This window comes from Caballeronia sp. S22 (assembly GCF_964261745.1).
Taxonomy (GTDB): Bacteria; Pseudomonadota; Gammaproteobacteria; order Burkholderiales; family Burkholderiaceae; genus Caballeronia; species Caballeronia jiangsuensis.
This window is the reverse complement of sequence record NZ_OZ180035.1, coordinates 1385647-1404150: the sequence shown is the minus strand read 5'-3', so window position 1 is coordinate 1404150 and position 18504 is coordinate 1385647. Positions and strand designations below refer to the sequence as shown.

Here is an 18504-nt window from a genome sequence, read left to right as displayed (position 1 = left end):
TTGTTTGTTCGATAACCGCGCGACGATCAGACATCGTCGAGCTTGCGGCCCGCGAGCGCGCGGCGGATGCTCTTGTTCATGCGCCGCGCGGCGAACTCGTCGGTGCCGGTGGCCAGCGCCTTCGTGGCGTCCTCGATCTTTTCGACCGAATCGCCGCTCGCGAGCGCCGTGAGCCCGGTCACGAGCGTCAGAATTTCCGCGCGCTCTTCGTCGTCGAGCAGTTCGCCATCGGTCTCGAGCGCGGCGTGCGTCGCTTCGATCAGACGCTCCGCTTCCACCTGCGCCTCGCGCAACGCGCGCGCGTGCATGTCCGTTTCCGCGGTCTGGAAGCTCTCTTCGAGCATGCGGGCGACTTCGTCATCGGCAAGACCGTACGACGGCTTCACCACCACCGAGGCCTCCACGCCCGATCCCTGCTCGCGCGCGAACACGGAAAGCAGCCCGTCCGCATCGACCTGATAGGTCACACGAATGCGCGCGGCCCCGGCCGCCATCGGCGGAATGCCGCGCAGCTCGAAGCGCGCGAGCGAGCGGCAGTCGGACACGAGCTCGCGCTCGCCCTGGACGACGTGAATCGCCATCGCGGTCTGGCCGTCCTTGAAGGTCGTGAAATCCTGCGCGCGCGCGGTGGGAATCGTCGAGTTGCGCGGGATGATCTTTTCGGTGAGGCCGCCCATCGTCTCGACGCCGAGCGACAGCGGAATCACGTCGAGCAGCAGCCAGTCGTCGCCTTCGCCACGGCGATTGCCGGCGAGCAGATCGGCCTGGATCGCGGCGCCGAGCGCGACGACCTGATCCGGATCGAGATTGACGAGCGGCGGCTGGCCGAAGAACGCCTCGACCGCGCGGCGGATGACCGGCATGCGCGTCGCGCCGCCGACCAGCACGACGCCCTTGATGTCCTTGGGCGCGACTTTCGCGTCGCGCAGCGCCTTCTTCGTCGGCGCGAGCGTGCGCGCGACGAGCGATTCGGCCAGCGCGGCGAATTGCGCCTCGGTCACGGCGACGTCGATTTCGACGCCCGTGGAAAGCGTCGCCTGAACGCGCGTCTCGGGCACGTCCGACAGCGCTTCCTTCGCCGAGCGCACGCGATCGAGCATCAGGCGCACGTCTTCCGGCGTATCGAGCGTGACGCCCGCCTGCGCCAGCACATGCCGATACAGCGCGTGATCGAAATCGTCGCCGCCGAGCGCGGAATCGCCGCCCGCCGCGAGCACCTCGAAAACGCCCTTCGTGAGCTTCAGGATCGACAGATCGAACGTGCCGCCGCCGAGATCGTAGACAGCGAAAAGGCCTTCGGAGCCGTTGTCAAGACCGTAGGCGATGGCAGCCGCGGTCGGTTCGTTCAGGAGGCGCAGCACGTTCAGGCCGGCGAGTTTCGCCGCGTCCTTGGTCGCCTGCCGCTGGGCTTCGTCGAAATAGGCGGGCACCGTGATCACCGCGCCGACGAGATCCTCGCCGAGCGTGTCTTCCGCGCGGTAACGCAGCGTCGCGAGAATTTCCGCCGATACTTCGACCGGGCTCTTCACGCCGTCGATGGTGCGAATCTGCACCATGCCGGGCGCGTCGATGAAATCGTACGGCGCGTTCTCCGCGCCCTCGACTTCGCTCTTGCCGCGACCCATGAAGCGCTTGACCGACACGATCGTGTTGCGCGGATCGATGACGGCTTCTTCCTTCGCTGTCCGGCCGATGCGTCGTCCGCCCTTCTCCAGATAGCGCACCACCGACGGCAGCAGCACGTGGCCGTCCTCGTCGGGCAGCGCTTCGGGCACGCTGCTGCGCACGGCCGCGACGAGCGAGTTCGTCGTGCCGAGATCGATACCGACCGCCACGCGCCTCTGATGCGGCGCCGGGGCCATGCCGGGTTCTGAGATTTGCAGTAAAGCCATCGTTGGTCTTATGGGGTTATTGCGGCTGACTCGTCTTACGCGTGTTCCAGCCGCTCGATCTGCGCGCCGATTTCATGAGCCACGCGTTCGATGAACATCAATTGCCGCACCGCCTCGCTCGCGGCCTGATCGGATCTGCTGTCGATCAGCGCTTCGAGTTTCGTGAAGCGCACGCGTTCTTCTTCACGCAATTCGTCGAGCAGCGCTTCGAGCGCGCCGATGTTCTTCGCGCCCGCGGCATCCTCGATATTTTCGCGCCATTCCATCTGCTGCATCAGGAACGCGGGCTCCATCGCGGTGTTGTTCTCCGCGCCGACGTCGATGCCGCGCTGCGACAGCATATAGCGCGCGCGCTTCAACGGATCGCGCAAGGTCTGATAGGCCTCGTTCGTGTGCGTGGCCCATTGCATCGCGAGACGTTTCTGCGCATCGCCGGCTGCGGCGAACCGATCCGGATGCACTTGCGCCTGCACGGTGCGATAAGCGTCGTCGAGTTTCTGCGGATCGACGGCGAACGTCTGCGGCAGATCGAAGAGGTCGAAGTGACTGTCGGTAAGCGAGGCCATGCTATGTCTATGGATTCAGTGTGCGCGAATGAAAAAGGCGGCACGCGCCGCCTCTTTTGCCGATGCCGCCGGCGTCATTCGCGTCAGACGCGGAACGATTCGCCGCAGCCGCACTCGTCCTTCGCGTTCGGGTTGTTGAACTTGAAGCCTTCGTTCAGACCTTCGCGGGCGAAGTCCAGTTCGGTGCCGTCGAGATACGGAAGACTTTTCGGATCGATCACGATCTTCACGCCCGACGTCTCGAACACGGTGTCTTCAGGCGTGAGTTCATCGACATATTCGAGCTTGTACGCCAGACCCGAACAGCCCGTCGTGCGCACGCCCAGCCGCAGGCCGACGCCCTTGCCGCGCCGCGTCAGATACTTCTGCACGTGTTGTGCCGCTTTATCCGTCAACGTGATTGCCATAGTCTTCGCTTCTCTCTCCGAGGCGCCACGCACCTGCATGGCGCCCGCTTTCGTCACTTAAGCCGCGTGCTGCTTCGCTTCCGTCGCCTGCGCTTCCGGCGCAACGACGCCATGACGCTGCTTGTAATCGAGGACCGCTGCCTTGATCGCGTCTTCCGCGAGAATCGAGCAGTGGATCTTCACCGGCGGCAGCGCCAGTTCCTCGGCGATGTGCGTGTTCTTGATCGTCAGCGCCTGATCCAGCGTCTTGCCCTTCACCCACTCGGTGACGAGCGAGCTCGATGCGATCGCCGAACCGCAGCCATACGTCTTGAACTTCGCATCTTCGATCACGCCATCCGCGCCAACGCGGATCTGCAGCTTCATCACGTCGCCGCAGGCCGGCGCGCCGACCATGCCGGTGCCGACGGTGTCGTCGTCCTTCGAGAACGAGCCGACGTTACGCGGATTTTCGTAGTGGTCCAGAACCTTGTCGCTATAAGCCATGATTCAAACTCTCCTTTGTTCGGTGACGCGTGTCGCTCAGTGCGCGGCCCACTGGATGGTCGAGATGTCGATGCCGTCCTTGTGCATTTCCCAGAGCGGCGACAGATCGCGCAACTTCGCGATCTTGGTCTTCAGCAGGTTGATCACGTAGTCGACATCCTGCTCGGTGGTGAAGCGGCCGACCGTGAAGCGGATCGAGCTGTGCGCGAGTTCGTCGTTGCGGCCGAGCGCACGCAGCACATACGACGGCTCCAGCGAAGCCGATGTGCACGCCGATCCCGACGACACCGCGACATCCTTCACCGCCATGATCAGCGATTCACCTTCGACGAAATTGAAACTGATATTGAGGTTGTGCGGCACACGACGCTCCATGTCGCCGTTGACGTACACCTCTTCGATGTCCTGGAGGCCCTTCAACAGACGGTCGCGCAGCATGCGGATGCGCTCGTTTTCCGTCGCCATTTCTTCACGCGCGATGCGGAACGCTTCGCCCATGCCGACGATCTGATGCGTCGCGAGCGTGCCCGAACGCATGCCGCGCTCGTGACCGCCGCCGTGCATCTGCGCCTCGATGCGCACGCGCGGCTTGCGACGCACGTACAGCGCGCCGATGCCCTTCGGGCCGTACGTCTTGTGCGCCGAAAACGACATCAGGTCGACCTTCAGCTTTTGCAGGTCGATCTGGATCTTGCCGGTGGCCTGCGCGGCATCGACGTGGAAAATGATGCCCTTCTCGCGCGTGATCTCGCCGATCGCCTCGATGTCCTGGATCACGCCGATTTCGTTGTTCACGCTCATCACCGACACGAGAATCGTGTCCGGGCGGATCGCCGCCTTGAGCTTCTCCAGATCGATGAGACCGTCATCCTTCACGTCGAGATACGTGACTTCGTAGCCTTCGCGTTCCAGCTCACGCGTGGTGTCGAGCACGGCCTTGTGCTCGGTCTTCACAGTGATGATGTGCTTGCCCTTGCTCTTGTAGAAGTGCGCGGCGCCCTTGATCGCGAGGTTGTCCGATTCCGTTGCACCCGACGTCCAGATGATCTCGCGCGGATCGCAGTTCACGAGCGCCGCGACGTTCTCGCGCGCTTCCTCGACCGCACGCTCCGCATCCCAGCCGTACTGATGGCTGCGCGAGGCCGGATTGCCGAACTGCTCGCGAAGATACGGGATCATCTTGTCCACCACGCGCGGATCGACGGGGGTCGTCGCGCTGTAGTCCATGTAAATGGGCAGGTGGGGAATATCGTTGTTCATCAGTCGCTCCGGGAAATCGGTCAAAGCTCTTGGCTGGGATGCTTTCTATCTGCGCGCCCGGCTCTCGTGCCGGCGCAACGCCTATGTCATCCGGCCAGGTTGAAAATGGAATTCGGACCCTTGGGCGCGACGCGCGCGGCCTCGACGCCAGCCGATTCGGCGCGCCGGTCACGCAGCACCGTCGACGAACCTTCGCGGGCGCGCTGCTGGTCGACCAGATCCTTCAAGGAGACGGAATCCAGATACTCGACCATCTTCTGATTGAGCGTCGCCCAGAGTTCGTGGGTCATGCAGTGGCCGTCGTGCTGTTTCGTGCCTTCGCACGTGCCCTTGCCGCCGCATTGCGTGGCGTCGATCGGCTCGTCGACCGCGATGATGATGTCGGCGACCGTGACGTTCTCCGCGCGGCGCGCGAGGTTGTAACCGCCGCCCGGTCCGCGAACCGATTCGACGATCTCATGCCGCCGCAGCTTGCCGAAGAGCTGTTCGAGATAGGAAAGCGAGATGCGCTGGCGCTGACTGATGCCTGCCAGCGTCACCGGGCCCTGCTCCTGGCGCAACGCCAGGTCGATCATCGCCGTGACGGCGAAACGGCCTTTCGTGGTGAGTCTCATAATTGGGGGCTAACGCTAATACTCGATGATTTTCGTCAAGTATAAATATCCCACAGTTTTAGTCAAGTATCCGGGACGAGATAAGTAGTTTTTTAATTGGTTTCTTCGGCACTCGCACGGCTGGCGTGCGGGCGCGGGCTGTCAGGCCGTCAGTTGGGCACGCAAGGCCTTCAACAAGCCTTCGCAGGCGTCCTCGCACTGATCGAGCACTTTTTCGAAACCTTCCTCACCGCCGAAATAGGGATCGACGACAACGCGGCTGTCGTCGTTCGTGGCGAACTCCATGAGCAGGCGAATCTTGTCGCGATACTCGGGCGGGCAGACTGCCGTCAATGCGGTGGCGTTCGCGTCATCCATGACGATGAACAGGTCGAAGCGCGCGAAATCGGCGGCGGCAACCTGACGGCCGCGCAGCTTCGACAAATCGTAGCCGCGCTTCTTCGCCGCTTTCTGGGCACGTTCGTCCGGTGCCTCGCCGATATGCCAGTCGCCCGTGCCCGCCGAATCGATGACGATCCGTTCAGCGAGCTTCGCGCGCTCGACGAGGTCGCGCATCACCGCTTCCGCGCTGGGCGAGCGGCAGATGTTGCCGAGACAGACGAAGCAGATCGCGATCGAGTTCATCTAAAGCCGGAAAAGTGTTGGCGCCCGGCGACGTCGACTGAGACAGCCGCCGGAATGCGTCCGCGATTATACAAAGTGACACACTTTCTCGCCCAACCGGGCATTCCAGCGTTCGGGGTGCGTTCACCGTTCGTCGCGATGGATGTCGTGCGTGACGAAGCGTGATTCGCCGTTGGGCATGTCGAGCCAGTCGCGATGCGCAAGCGTGCGGCGCATGTCGGCGAGACCGCTTTCCCAGTGCTCGCGCATCGTCGAAAGGCCGAACTGGTAGTCCTTGTAATGACCCTCGTATTCCTTTTGCCGATAGATCAGGTGAATGATGTTGTAGCGCTTCGAACACGCCAGTTCGGCGGCAAGCCTGCACCATTCGTCATTCTTCCGAGTTTCTTCGGGCACGAGGTCGAGCACGTGCTGCAACACGTTCCGGTAGCGCTGCGCGCGCTGCATCTGATCCGTGACGAGGCGCGTGCGGCTCGAATACTGCACGTCCTTCACGCGTCCCATTACGTCGACGATGCTGTCCGGCACCGGCCCTCGCGCGCTCCACAGATCGACTTGGAAAGCGAGCGTGTCGCGTCGCGGCGTCGCCTGCGCGATCTCGTAAAGCGGCGTGTTCGACATGAGGCCGCCGTCCCAGTAGAACTGGCCATCGATCTCGACCGCGGCAAAACCCGGCGGCAGCGCGCCGGATGCGATGAAATGCTCGGCGCGCAACTCGATCTGCCTGTTGTCGAAATAGGCGAAATTGCCGGTCGCGACATTCACCGCGCCGACCGACACGCGGGTCTCGCCGGAGTTGATGCGGTCGAAATCGCAAAGACGCTCGAGCGTGGCCTTGAGCGGCGTCGTGTCGTAGTAGCTCGCGGTTTGCGGCGAGCCCGACGCGATCGGCGACGGCGGCGGAAAGCGGGGAATGAAAAAGCCCTTCTGCCCTTCGACGACCGCGCCCGCGGCCTGCATCGCGGTGAACGCCTTGCGAATCTCGTCGCCGGAATCGAAGAGCGCGCGTTCGACGAAGGCGGGCAACGGGAAACCGAATGCCGGCTGGCAGATCGTCTCCCAGAATTCCAGCAGACGCGTCACGCGATGTTCCGGCGCGTTACCCGCGATGATCGCCGTGTTCAGCGCGCCGATGGAGATGCCGGCGATCCAGTTCGAATGAATGTCCGCCTCGTGAAGCCCCTGATAAACGCCCGCCTGATAGGCGCCGAGCGCGCCGCCGCCCTGCAGCATCAGCGCGATCGTCTCGTAGGGCGGCAAGTGGATCCGGGACTGCGCGCGCGCTTCGGCCGAAGCTGACACTCGCACCGCGTGTTCGTTCTCGATTTCCGACATCCCGCGTGTTCTCCCTTATTGCATGAACCAGCCGTGGCTCACGACGAACGATTGCCCCGTCAGCGCGGCCGTTTCGAACGCGGACAGGAAGAGCACGGTCTGCGCGACATCCTCGACGGTGGTGAACACGCCGTCCACGGTGCCTCCCAGCATCACGCGCTTCACGACTTCCTCTTCGCTGATCTTCAGTTCCTTCGCCTGCTCGGGAATCTGCTTGTCGACGAGCGGCGTACGCACGAAGCCCGGACAGACGACGTGCGAACGCACGTTATGCTTCGCGCCCTCCTTGGCGAGCACGCGCGCGAGGCCGAGCAAGCCGTGCTTCGCGGTCACATAGGCCGACTTGAGCGGCGACGCCTCGTGCGAATGCACCGAACCCATGTAGATCACGACGCCGCCGCGATCGTCCTTGTACATGTGCTTCAGCGCGGCTTTGGTGGTGAGAAACGCGCCGTCGACATGGATGGCCATCATCTTCTTCCAGTCGGCGTACGCGTAGTTTTCGATCGGATTGACGATCTGAATGCCCGCATTCGACACGAGAATATCCACCGAGCCGAGTTCCGACGCGGCGCGATCGATGCCCTGATTCACCGCATCTTCGTTCGTCACGTCCATCGCAATGCCGATGGCCTTTCCGCCCTGGCCGCGAATTTCCTCGGCGACCGCGTCGGCGCCCGCCTGATTCAGGTCCGCGATGGCGACCGCCGCGCCCGCGCCGGCGAGCGTGAATGCGATCGCGCGGCCGATGCCGCTCGCCGCGCCCGTCACGACCGCGGTCTTGCCGTCGAGCTTACCGTTTGAGGACATGCGAACCTCCTATCCAGTGGAAGACATCAGGTGAATGAAAACATCTGTCAGCACGACCATCAAGCTGGCCGTTCGGCATAGGAAAATTCGTGCGAAACATCAGAATGCCTACGCCGTTCGGCCGACTGTTCATGAGTGCCCGGGAGCGGCTATTGTGCATGAAGGACGCAGTGCGCTGCAGCGAAAGCCCGGCGTCGTGAATATTGCGGCGAGCGGCGTCGGCTAGAATAGGCCCCCTCCCCCGCACCTTTTTCATTCCTGTTTTTTCACGCCCCACGCGGGCCTCTCGTCATGCTCAGTTATCGTCACGCCTTTCATGCGGGCAATCACGCCGATGTGCTGAAACACGCAATCGTCATTCAGATGCTTCGCCATCTCGGCCTGAAGGACAAATCGTATTGGTACATCGACACGCACGCCGGCGCCGGCGTCTATTCGCTCACCGAAGGCTACGCGGCGAAAAACGCGGAGTTCGAAACGGGGATCGGGAAGCTCCAGGATCGGGACGATCTGCCGCCGCTCCTCGCTGACTATGTCGATGAAGTGAAGGCGCTGAATCCCGACGGCGATCTTCGCTTTTACCCCGGCTCGCCCTATCTCGCCTGGCGCACGATGCGCGAGCAGGATCGCATGCGGCTTTTCGAGCTCCACAGCACGGAGATCGACGTGCTGCGCCACAATTTCCGCGATGCTGGCCGGCGCGCGATGATTTACGAAGGCGACGGCTTCGACGGCATCAAGGCGCTTCTGCCGCCGCCGCCGCGCCGCGCGCTCGTGCTAATCGACCCGTCGTACGAGGACAAGCGCGACTACGCGCGCACGCTTACATGTCTCGACGAAAGCATCAAGCGCTTCGCGACGGGAACGTACGCGGTCTGGTATCCGATCGTTACGCGCATCGAGTCGCAGCGCTTCGCTGACCAGTTGAAAGCCATCCAGCCGAAAGGTTGGCTGCATGCCGCCCTGACTGTGCGGCAACCGCCGACTGACGGCTTCGGGCTGTTCGGCAGCGGCATGTTCGTGATCAACCCGCCCTACACGCTGGCGAAGGAACTGAAGGCTTCACTGCCCTATCTCGTCGATGCGCTCGGCGAGGACGACAACGCGTCGTTCAAGCTGGAACATCGCGCGGACTAAGCCTGGCCAGCAATCAGGGATGAATCGTGCGCGGCACCCGCGGCCGTATGCCGCCGCCGGGTTGCGTGGGCACGGTGCTCTGCCCGTTCGAATATTCGACGTAGGGTGAAACCACGATCGGCGGCTCCGCCTCCTGCGGCAGGCCGGGCAATGTCGCCATCGGCACCATGCCGGGACCGCCGAGCGGCCCGCTCTGAAGTACGGTTCCGCTGACGCCGCTGTGGATGCCGGTTTGCGTATCGAGCACCAGAGGTTCGCCGCCCGGCTTGGCGAACGTCGATTGCGGACTGAACAAAGCTGCGGCGAGCGCGACACAAACACATGCGAGTCTCGCGACGCGATCGCGGATGCGTTTATTCGTCGTGTCGTTGATGTGGCCTGGCATCGTGTGCTCTTTTATGTAGACGAAACTGCTTTACCTTACCCCCGTGGCAAGCTTTAGGCTAGGCGTTCGCACTCAGAAGCAGCTTCGCAACCGCCCTTTTCACAGGAGATACGATGAAATCGAAACGAATCGCGCTTGCCGTCTTCACCGCCCTCTGTAGCGCAAGCGCGATCGCACAGCCCGCCGCGCCTGCGAGCGACGCGATGCCGGGCATGAACATGGAACAGCACGCGCCGAAGCCCACCGATGTGTCATCCACCGCCGCGTTTCAGGCGGCCGATCAGAAAATGATGTCGGGGATGTCGGGTGTCGAGTACACGGGCGACGCCGATCGGGATTTCGTCGCGCACATGATTCCGCATCACCAGGGCGCTGTGGAAATGGCGAAGGTCGAATTGAAATACGGCAAGGACGCGAAGCTTCGCAAGCTTGCGAAGGACATCATCGCTTCGCAGGACAAGGAAATCGCGTTCATGAAGCAGTGGCTGGAGCAGCATCCGCCTAAGCATTGAGGCTCGGCCGAAAGCGTGCAGCAGCAGAAACGCAAAAGCCCCGCGATGCGGGGCTTTTCAACTTTCACGTTCGGCGCTTTCGACGCCAGGAACGAAACGCTTACGCGTTGTAGCCGTTCGATTCGAGCGAGCGGATGCGCTTTTCGAGCTGGACGATGTCCGTCGACTGCGCGAGATACGCTTCACGGCGACGTTGCTCGGCGGCTTCGAACCAAAAGCTCAGTTTTTCGATCAGAAATGCAAACATGATGTTCTCCAAGGTCTTTAAAAGATCCCTGGCAATTCGGGTCAGGGATTACCCGCACTAGGGAATACCCGGATTATAGAGGAGAACGGCCGCGCCGGGGTAGTGAAATGCTTGAATACTGTGCATTCGGTTTCGGAATGGTGCGGGCCGAAGATTTGCTTTAAATCACTGATTTTTCGGACAATTAGCAAGTCTCTAAGCGTGGCTTGGTATCCTTGAGCACCGTATTGGTGCAATCACTGCGCCAGCTTGTCCAGAATCGGGCAATCCGGTCGGGCATCGCCATGACAATGGGTCGCCAGATGCGACAGCGTGTCGCGCATTTCCGTCAACTCGGCGATTCGGCGGTTCAGCTCCGCGACGTGTTCCAACGCGATCGACTTCACCTCGGCACTTGCCCGCGACCGGTCGTGCCATAAAGCAAGCAGCTTGCGGATATCCTCGACTAGAAAGCCGAGCCTACGCGCCTGTCGCACGAAGCGCAGCGCATGCACTTCCGGATCGCCGTACACGCGATATCCGGACGACGTCCGCCCGACCGCATTGAGCAAGCCGACGCTCTCGTAATAGCGGATCATCTTCGCCGTCACGCCCGAGGCGCGGGCCGCTTCGCCGATGTTCATCGTTCGCTCCTGAAAAAATGTCATCCCGACTCTACACCTTCCCATCATGGCAAGGTATACGATGACGTTGATCCGAGCTTTTTAAAGAGGAAACCGCAATGACCGAATTCGAAGTTCAGGGCATGAGTTGCCAGCACTGCGTCGCGGCCGTGACGCGCTCGATCCAGGAAATCGACCCGCAGGCGCAGGTTCGCGTCGATCTGGAACGCGGCACCGTCGCCGTCGAGTCCGGGAAATCGAGCGACGAACTGAAGGAAGCCATCGACGAAGCCGGCTATACGGTCGTCGGCGTCGCGTCGGCATGAGGGGGAGCGAACGGTTCACCGTCGCGCTCATCGGCGCGTCGGGATTACTGGGTCGCGCCATCGCGGGCGAATTGGCGAGCGCGCCCGGCGCGAAAGAATGGCGCATCGTGCGCACGGCCCACAGCCGCGCCGACGCACGGAACGCGAAACTCGATCTGCTCGACCGGGACGCGGTGTCCGCCTTCTTTCGCGAGTTCGCGCCCGATGCGATCGTGGTCGCGGCGGCGGAGCGACGCCCGGACGTCTGCGAAAACGATCCGGCGCTCGCTCGCGCGCTGAACGTCGATGCGTTGAGCGTGATCGCAGACGAAGCGCGCTCGCTCGGCGCATGGGTCGTGTCGATTTCGACGGATTACGTGTTCGACGGCGCCGCCCCGCCCTATTTTCCCGACGATGCGCCCGCGCCGCTCAACGCCTACGGGCAAAGCAAGCTGGACGGCGAACGCGCGTTGCTCGAGAGCGACCCGGCGTCCTGCGTGCTGCGCCTGCCGCTGCTTTATGGGCCGTTCACGGACTGGAACGAATCGGCGGTGACGAGCCTCACGCCCGCAATCGTGAAATCAGCCGATCCGGCGATCCCGCCCGCGTCGATGGACGCCTGGGCGACGCGCTATCCGACGTTCACGCCGGATGTCGCCGTGGTGATCCGCGGGATGCTCGAACATCATGCGAAAGGCGCGACGATCTCCGGCATCACGCAATGGTCCGGCGACGAACCGATGACGAAGTTCGACATCGCCCAGCGCATCGCGCGAGCGCTGAAAATTGACGCAAAGCTCGTTGCGCAGCGCACGCCGACGGACGCGACGCCGCGCCCGCGCGACTGTCATCTCGATTCCGGGCGGCTGGAAGCGCTGGGCATTGGTCGCCGTACGCCGTTCGACAGCGCGATCGCCGGGCTGCTCGCCAAATATCCGGACTTCCCGGATCAGTGAAAATCGCGGCTCGACGCAGCGAGGCGGCCGAGCAGCGCGCTATGGTCTTCGAGCCGTTGCGCCACCAGATGACGCACCTCGCCCTCCATTTGCCAGACGCCGTGCACGCCGAGCAGCGACGCCCCGAGCAGCACTTTGCGCTGCTTCTCGACGAGGCTCGGCCAGACGATCACGTTGATCGCACCGGTTTCGTCCTCGATCGATACGAAGATCGTGCCGTTCGCCGTGCCCGGCCTTTGCCGCACCGTCACGATGCCGCACGCGCGCACGAAGCGTCCGTTTCTGATGTCCGCGAGTTCGGCGGCAGTCTTGAAACGCAGGCGGGAAAGCTTGTCACGCAAAAGCGCGAGCGGATGACGATTGAGTGTGAGTCCGAGGCTCGCGTAATCGTCGACGATTTCGCGGCCTTCCGATGCTTCCGGCAGCAGAAGCGGCGTCTCGCTCATCGGCGCATCGCGCAGCAATTCCGGCGCGCGCTGTTGCGCGGTGACCGCCCACCATGCCTGACGTCGATGCCCCGCGATGCTCGCCAGCGCATTGCCCGCCGCGAGCGCTTCGAGTTCGCGTCGTGACAGGGCGGCACGGCGCGTTAGATCGTCGACATCGATGAATGGCGCTTGCGCGCGCGCTGCCATGATCCGCTCGGCCGCCGCCTGCGGAAGACCCTTGATCAGCTGCAGGCCGATCCGCACGCCCGGCCCTTTCGCGCCGTATTGCCGTCCATCCAGTTCGACGCGCTTTCTGAGTCTGCGCGCCGCGCGCCGCACAGTCTTCCGAAACACGCGATCCGACGCGGCCGCGCCATAGAACTGCTGACGCCGCCGCTCCTTGCCGGCATCGAACACGACTCGCTCGCCATCGCCTGACCGCGCTTCCAGCACCGACTCCCAATCGCTCAGAGAAACATCGGGCGCGAACACCGGCACGCCGTGACGCCGCGCATCCTGCACGAGTTGCGACGGCGAATAGAAACCGAGCGGCTGGCTGTTCAGCAAACCGGCCAGAAACGCCGCAGGCTCGTAACGCTTGATCCACGCGCTGATATAAACGAGCAGCGCGAAGCTCGCCGAATGACTTTCCGGAAAGCCGTATTCGCCGAACCCCTCGATCTGCTTGCACACGCGCGCGGCGAAATCGTGCTCGTAGCCGCGCGCAAGCATCTTCTTCATGAGATCGGCCTGATACTTCTCCAGATGACTGCCACGGCGCCACGCGGCCATCGCGCGGCGCAACTGATCGGCCTGCTCCGCCGTGTAGCCCGCCGCGACCATCGCGAGCTTCATCACCTGCTCCTGAAAGATCGGCACGCCGAGCGTGCGGCCGAGCACCGGCCGCAGTTCCTCTTTCGGATACTCCTCGTCCTCCAGCCCCTGTTTGCGGCGCAGATACGGATGCACCATGCCGCCCTGAATCGGACCGGGCCGCACGATCGCCACTTCGATCACGAGGTCGTAGTACTTCTGCGGCCTCAGGCGCGGCAGCATGCTTTGCTGCGCGCGCGATTCGATCTGAAACACACCGATGGTGTCCGCGCGGCAGCACATCTCGTAGACGGCCTTGTCCTCGCGACGAATATGCGAGACCCCGAAACCCGGCACGCCGCGCCGCAGCGCGACGAATTCGAGGGCGCGCCGGATCGCCGACAGCATGCCGAGCGCGAGCACGTCCACTTTCAGGAGCTTCAGCTGATCGATGTCGTCCTTGTCCCACTGGATCACGCAGCGGTCTTTCATCGCGGCGTTTTCGATCGGTACGAGCCGCGACAAACGTTCCCGCGCGATCACGAAACCGCCGACGTGCTGCGACAGATGCCGCGGAAAGCCGCGCAACTCGCGCGTCAGCCGGATGAGATGCTTCGTGACGTGCGAATCGTCGCTGAAGCCCGCTTCCCTGAGATAGCCCGCCACCGCCGACGGCCCGTCCCACCATTGCTGCGACTTGCCGATGCGCTCGATCAGCGACGCATCGAGCCCGAGCGCCTTGCCGACGTCCTTCAGCGCGCTGCGCGTGTGATACGTGATGAGCGACGCCGCCAGCGACGCGCGATGCCGCCCGTACTTCCGATAGATGTACTGGATGACTTCCTCGCGCCGCTGATGCTCGAAATCGACGTCGATATCGGGCGGCTCGTTGCGCGCCTGAGAAATGAAGCGCTCGATCAGCAAACCCATCCGGACCGGATCGAGCTCAGTGATGAACAGGCAATAACAGACGATCGAATTCGCCGCCGAGCCGCGTCCCTGACACAGAATATTCTGGCTACGCGCGAACGAAACGATGTCATACACCGTCAGGAAGTACTTCTCATATTCCAGCCTGGCGATGAGCGCCAGCTCTTTTTCGATAAGACCGATCGTCTCGGCATCCATGCCGTTCGGCCAGCGTTGCAGCGCACCGGCAATCACCCGTTTGCGCAGATAGCTCGCGGGCGTCTCGCCGGGCGGCACCAGTTCCTCGGGATATTCGTACTTGAGTTCGTCGAGCGAGAAGGTGCAACAGGCGGCCACCTTCAGCGTTTGCCTGATCGCCTCCTTTGGATACAGCGCGCCGATGCGCAGCCGCGTGCGCAGATGCCGCTCTGCGTTCGCTTCGAGCGCGTAGCCGCATTCGGCGAGCGGCCGATTCAGGCGAATCGCGGTGAGCGTGTCCTGCAAAGGCTTGCGCGAACGCGCGTGCATCAGCGCGCCGCTCGCCGCGACGAGCGGCAATCCGCTCGCTTCGGCGATCACGCGACACGAAGCAAGACGCTCGTCGTCGCTGCCGTCCTGCCAGAGCTCCAGCGCGAGCCACGCACGGCCCGCGGCAAAGCCGGCTAGCCAGTGCGCGCGGTCGAGCGTATCGGCGAGCGTCGCCGATCTCTGCGGCACGAGAATCAGGATGCAATCGGGCAAGTACTTCAGATGCGCAATATCGCCGCGCAGATCGGCCGCGTTGGATGACGCGGTCGGATCCGTGCAGTCCTCCGGACCTATCTTGTAGCTGCCCTTGGGCGAACGAGCGCGCGCTTGTGAAATCAGCTCCGACAGATTGCCGTAGCCCGCCCGATTCGTCGCGAGCGCGATGAGCGTGCAGAACGGCGCGCCATCGGCATCGGTGAGATGCAGTTCGCTGCCGATGATCAGCTTCAGATCCTGCTTCTTCGGCGGCGGCTCGCCGGCAAGCTGGGCGGCTACGGCATCGGCGCGCGCCTTCGCTTCGATGTCCTTGATCGCGGCATGCGCACGCACGACGCCCGCGAGCGAGCATTCGTCCGTGATCGCGAGCGCGGTATAGCCGTGCTCGAGCGCTGCCGCAGCCAGCTCCTGCGGATGCGATGCGCCGCGCAGGAATGAGAAGTTGCTCAGGCAATGCAGTTCGGCATAGCCGGGCAACAACGCCGAGGCCGACATCGCGCCGGGAAATGCGGTCTTGTCGTCGCCTTCGTCGCCCTCGCCCAGGCCGATGATGTCGCTCAAATCGTCCATGTCGGCATCATCCGAAAAACCCGTGCAGATACCAGTCGCCGGTGAGACGTTCGCGATACAGCCAGAACATGCGGCCGCGATCGTCGGCGGCAACGTAGTAATCGCGCTGGACGCCATTGCCGTCCCACCATCCCGCCTCGATACGCTCGGTCCGGCTGATCAGCTTCAGCGCGCGTCGATAGAACGGCCGCTCGTTGCGCAAGATCAGCTTTTGCGGCGTTTCGAGTATCCACGACGGACGGGGCTGCGAAGGAACGGCCACATCGGGAAGCTCGAGCGGCCCGCCGGATTCGGTTTGCGCTTCGGATTCCGCTTCGGTCGGCGTATCGGCTTTTGCCGCTTGCATCTTCGACGATTTCTTCCCGCGCTTCGGCTTCGTTTCGCCTGCGGGCTTATAAGCTTCGACCGTCATCGCCGCTTCGGGCCGGTGATCGTCTCGCGCGACCAGCTGTACGACGCTCTCCGCGCCGAGCCGCGCGCTCAGACGTTCGAGCAGTTGCGCCATCGATTCGCTGTCGGAACCGGGCATCGGAAACAGGGTCTCGGCCGGCGGCGCATGCTCGCTCACCTTGTCGGCAAGAAGCTTCATCTCGATGACGGGCGCTGCGAGCGCCGTCTGATTCAGCTTCTCGCGCACCAACCAGAGAATGTGATCGGCTTCGCGTGTCGGTACGGCCCACGCCACCTTGAACGTCGACGTTTTCGGCGCGTGACGGGCCGCCAGTTCGTGTTCGAGCAACAGCGAAAATTCGCTGACGGCCGCATGATGCGCGCTCAGCCAGCCGGCGAGTTGCAGCACGAGCCGGCGGGCGGCGAACAGCAGCGCCTCGGCACTTTCCACGCGCGCCTGCAGTTCGATCCGAGCCTCGAACGACGCCGGCGCGCAAAACGCCTCGCGCGGATCGGGCGCCTGGCCGTACGCTTGTGCGAGCCATTGCAGAACGCCTTGGCCGAACCGTCGCGCGACGCCCTTGCGTGGCAGCCGACGCAAATCGGCAAGCGTTGCGCAGCCGATCTGCTCGAACACGTTGCCGTGCGAATGCGCCGATGGGATGAGCGATACGGGCAACGCATCGAGCACGTGGACGAGCGTCGTCTCTTTCACGATGCGCACGCGCCGCGCGACACGACGCGTGCGCGCGTGAGCCAGCAGCCATGCGCCCCACGCTGTCGGCGCGCAGCCCATGCGCGAAGTGAAGCCGCATCCTTTCACCGTCGATGTCACCCTGGACAGCAACGCGCGCAAACCGCCGAAAAGCCGCATGCTCCCGCTGACTTCGAGCAGCACCGTGTTCGCATGGGCCAGCACGACTTTGGGCGTAAATGCGAGCAACGCCAGCGCAACGGCTTCGAGCGCGTTCTGCTCCTCGCGAACATCGACGGCGAGCAGCGTCAGTTGCGGCGCGAGCGCGAACGCATGCGAGCGCGTGCTGCCGGGCCGCACGCCGAGCCGAAACGCGACGAGATCGGGCATCAGGATGCGCGCGTGATCGGCGAGCGCGAAGCATGGTTGACCGATATCGCTGGCGCGAACGTCATTCGGCGTCGATGTTGCTCCAGGCGAGATCGAATTCCCCGATGCCGAGGGCATCGAGGGCGGCCTGACTGCTTCGAGCGATAAAAGCGGCAATGTCACCGCTATCCACAACATGTTTGACCTCTCGTGCTTTCCTTGCCTGATGCGCACGACGAATATGTTCGGGCAGAGCAGGCATTTGCAGCGGCAAGCTCAACTGCAACGGCTTGCCCAGCAATGGACCACGCCGCTTGATGATGTCGATTTCGAGCATGACGGCTTGCATCCATTCGCGACGGTTCATCGTCGGTGCGCTGGCGGGAAGTATCGGTTTGCAGACCATGCGCAATGGTGCGGCGGATGATTGCCTCGCCGCTTTGAGCGGACGGAACAGGAACGCCAGCGACCGCGCTTCCTGAGCCGCCACTTGCAGCCTTCGCAGCGCCTCGGGGCGCACTTGAGGCAGCCAGATCAGCACAGCGCCGATACCTTCCTGCTTCAGCGACTGCTCCGCAGCCCAGAGCACCTGATCTTCGGGCGCCTTGACCCAGACCAGTTTGTCGACCGCGATTTTCATCGCCCGAAATGCAGCCAAATTGGGCTTCCACGGTGGCGCAATGAAGATGACGGAGCGGCCTTTGCCTACTGTCAGTTCTCGAAGCATGTGTGCGAGCAATCTGATTTCGCCCACGCCGCTCTCTTCGATCAGTAATTCGGTGACCGTGCCGGGCATCCAGCCTGCACCGGGCAAGGCCAGGTCAAGCGTCCGAAATCCACTCGAAATGATGCTCGAGTCGGGATCGTTGATCGGACTGCCTTGCCAGATCTGACGCTGCAGATGCGAGGTCAGCCCGATGTCGAGCAATGAAAGTGCTGCACCCATCAGTTTCCCCCGTCCAGCGCGAATGCAAGGGCCTGCTCATGGTTCGAGCACTCAGCGGTCTTTGGTTTTACTGTATATTTATACAGTATTTTGAGGCGGGAGGGTAAACATCTGGCGACGCAGGCGCGTGCGTTGCCAGAGCATGGGTGAGAGATTCGAGGAGGGAATTGCTGGCGTTCGTGCGAACTCGCCGCTCCAACGCAAAAACCCCACCTTTGCGGGGTGGGGTTTTTGTTTGCGGCATGAGGAGCCTGACGATTACCTACTTTCACACGGGTGATCCGCACTATCATCGGCGTGGAGTCGTTTCACGGTCCTGTTCGGGATGGGAAGGGGTGGTACCGACTCGCTATGGTCATCAGGCATGACTTGTTGTTGTATCGCCTGTAGGGCGCTACAACCAATCCGGGAAGAAGTAGTATTGAATTCGGGTGGTGACTGTTGCACACACGGTACTCAACCAGTACTACCCCCTACGGGGGCGAGATGCTCGTAAGTGCTGA

The 18504-nt window shown here is 63.0% G+C and carries 19 protein-coding genes and 1 rRNA gene; 4 read left to right on the top strand and 16 right to left on the bottom strand.

The features are described 5' to 3' along the window. Positions 1–26: 26 nt before the first annotated feature. From hscA to ACEN42_RS06575, 9 genes are all read right to left on the bottom strand, one after another. On the bottom strand, positions 27–1892 hold the full coding sequence (hscA, locus tag ACEN42_RS06615) for a Fe-S protein assembly chaperone HscA (RefSeq protein WP_371880961.1): 1866 nt from the start codon (positions 1890–1892) through the stop codon (positions 27–29). A 35-nt stretch (positions 1893–1927) separates the two neighbouring features. Continuing rightward, positions 1928–2458, bottom strand: coding sequence for a Fe-S protein assembly co-chaperone HscB (gene hscB, locus ACEN42_RS06610; RefSeq protein WP_187604544.1), 531 nt, complete (start codon positions 2456–2458; stop codon positions 1928–1930). An 83-nt stretch (positions 2459–2541) separates the two neighbouring features. Beyond that, positions 2542–2865 (bottom strand): iron-sulfur cluster assembly protein IscA, encoded by a 324-nt coding sequence (gene iscA / locus ACEN42_RS06605; RefSeq protein WP_035501138.1) that lies wholly within the window; start codon positions 2863–2865, stop codon positions 2542–2544. Positions 2866–2922: 57 nt separating this feature from the next. Beyond that, positions 2923–3351: a Fe-S cluster assembly scaffold IscU gene (gene iscU / locus ACEN42_RS06600; protein ID WP_187604543.1), complete on the bottom strand. Its 429-nt coding sequence runs from the start codon at positions 3349–3351 to the stop codon at positions 2923–2925. Between the two features lie 36 nt (positions 3352–3387). Next, positions 3388–4611 carry an IscS subfamily cysteine desulfurase gene (locus ACEN42_RS06595; protein ID WP_371880960.1) on the bottom strand — a complete coding sequence of 408 codons (1224 nt, stop codon included), beginning with the start codon at positions 4609–4611 and terminating at the stop codon, positions 3388–3390. A gap of 86 nt (positions 4612–4697) precedes the next feature. After that, positions 4698–5225 (bottom strand): Fe-S cluster assembly transcriptional regulator IscR, encoded by a 528-nt coding sequence (gene iscR, locus ACEN42_RS06590; protein WP_035501141.1) that lies wholly within the window; start codon positions 5223–5225, stop codon positions 4698–4700. A 141-nt stretch (positions 5226–5366) separates the two neighbouring features. Beyond that, entirely contained in the window at positions 5367–5849 is a 483-nt protein-coding gene (locus ACEN42_RS06585; protein ID WP_371880959.1) for a low molecular weight protein-tyrosine-phosphatase, read from the bottom strand. 123 nt (positions 5850–5972) lie between these two features. After that, the gene (locus ACEN42_RS06580; protein WP_371880958.1) at positions 5973–7184 is read right to left on the bottom strand and encodes a patatin-like phospholipase family protein; all 1212 of its coding nucleotides are present in this window, start codon (positions 7182–7184) and stop codon (positions 5973–5975) included. Positions 7185–7199: 15 nt separating this feature from the next. After that, complete coding sequence (locus ACEN42_RS06575) at positions 7200–7994, bottom strand: 3-hydroxybutyrate dehydrogenase (protein ID WP_035501144.1); 795 nt, start codon at positions 7992–7994, stop codon at positions 7200–7202. Between the two features lie 291 nt (positions 7995–8285). On the opposite strand from ACEN42_RS06575, the gene ACEN42_RS06570 reads away from it, so the two are divergent. Next, the gene (locus ACEN42_RS06570; protein ID WP_371880957.1) at positions 8286–9131 is read left to right on the top strand and encodes a 23S rRNA (adenine(2030)-N(6))-methyltransferase RlmJ; all 846 of its coding nucleotides are present in this window, start codon (positions 8286–8288) and stop codon (positions 9129–9131) included. 13 nt (positions 9132–9144) lie between these two features. On the opposite strand, the gene ACEN42_RS06565 is transcribed toward ACEN42_RS06570, so the two are convergent. Further along, entirely contained in the window at positions 9145–9516 is a 372-nt protein-coding gene (locus tag ACEN42_RS06565) for a hypothetical protein (protein ID WP_371880956.1), read from the bottom strand. A gap of 113 nt (positions 9517–9629) precedes the next feature. On the opposite strand from ACEN42_RS06565, the gene ACEN42_RS06560 reads away from it, so the two are divergent. Next, on the top strand, positions 9630–10028 hold the full coding sequence (locus ACEN42_RS06560; protein WP_238292946.1) for a DUF305 domain-containing protein: 399 nt from the start codon (positions 9630–9632) through the stop codon (positions 10026–10028). A 100-nt stretch (positions 10029–10128) separates the two neighbouring features. Here the strand turns inward: ACEN42_RS06560 and ACEN42_RS06555 are convergent, their stop codons facing one another. Both ACEN42_RS06555 and cueR read right to left on the bottom strand, forming a co-directional pair. Continuing rightward, positions 10129–10275: a DUF3563 family protein gene (locus tag ACEN42_RS06555; RefSeq protein ID WP_075583840.1), complete on the bottom strand. Its 147-nt coding sequence runs from the start codon at positions 10273–10275 to the stop codon at positions 10129–10131. Positions 10276–10511: 236 nt separating this feature from the next. After that, positions 10512–10898: a Cu(I)-responsive transcriptional regulator gene (gene cueR, locus ACEN42_RS06550; protein ID WP_371880955.1), complete on the bottom strand. Its 387-nt coding sequence runs from the start codon at positions 10896–10898 to the stop codon at positions 10512–10514. A 98-nt stretch (positions 10899–10996) separates the two neighbouring features. On the opposite strand from cueR, the gene ACEN42_RS06545 reads away from it, so the two are divergent. Together ACEN42_RS06545 and ACEN42_RS06540 are read left to right on the top strand one after the other, a co-directional pair. Then, the gene (locus tag ACEN42_RS06545) at positions 10997–11203 is read left to right on the top strand and encodes a heavy-metal-associated domain-containing protein (protein ID WP_187604535.1); all 207 of its coding nucleotides are present in this window, start codon (positions 10997–10999) and stop codon (positions 11201–11203) included. Then, the gene (locus ACEN42_RS06540) at positions 11200–12138 is read left to right on the top strand and encodes a dTDP-4-dehydrorhamnose reductase family protein (RefSeq protein ID WP_371880954.1); all 939 of its coding nucleotides are present in this window, start codon (positions 11200–11202) and stop codon (positions 12136–12138) included. The genes ACEN42_RS06545 and ACEN42_RS06540 overlap by 4 nt, the downstream gene beginning before the upstream one ends. Here ACEN42_RS06540 and ACEN42_RS06535 read toward each other — a convergent pair. From ACEN42_RS06535 to rrf, 4 genes are all read right to left on the bottom strand, one after another. Next, positions 12132–15602 (bottom strand): error-prone DNA polymerase, encoded by a 3471-nt coding sequence (locus ACEN42_RS06535; RefSeq protein WP_371880953.1) that lies wholly within the window; start codon positions 15600–15602, stop codon positions 12132–12134. The two genes, ACEN42_RS06540 and ACEN42_RS06535, sit on opposite strands and share 7 nt — an antisense overlap. Before the next feature lie 7 nt (positions 15603–15609). Further along, entirely contained in the window at positions 15610–17253 is a 1644-nt protein-coding gene (locus ACEN42_RS06530) for a DNA polymerase Y family protein (protein WP_371880952.1), read from the bottom strand. Then, on the bottom strand, positions 17138–18001 hold the full coding sequence (imuA, locus tag ACEN42_RS06525; RefSeq protein WP_371880951.1) for a translesion DNA synthesis-associated protein ImuA: 864 nt from the start codon (positions 17999–18001) through the stop codon (positions 17138–17140). The genes ACEN42_RS06530 and imuA overlap by 116 nt, the downstream gene beginning before the upstream one ends. Before the next feature lie 249 nt (positions 18002–18250). Then, positions 18251–18364, bottom strand: a 5S ribosomal RNA gene (rrf, locus tag ACEN42_RS06520). Positions 18365–18504 lie beyond the last annotated feature (140 nt).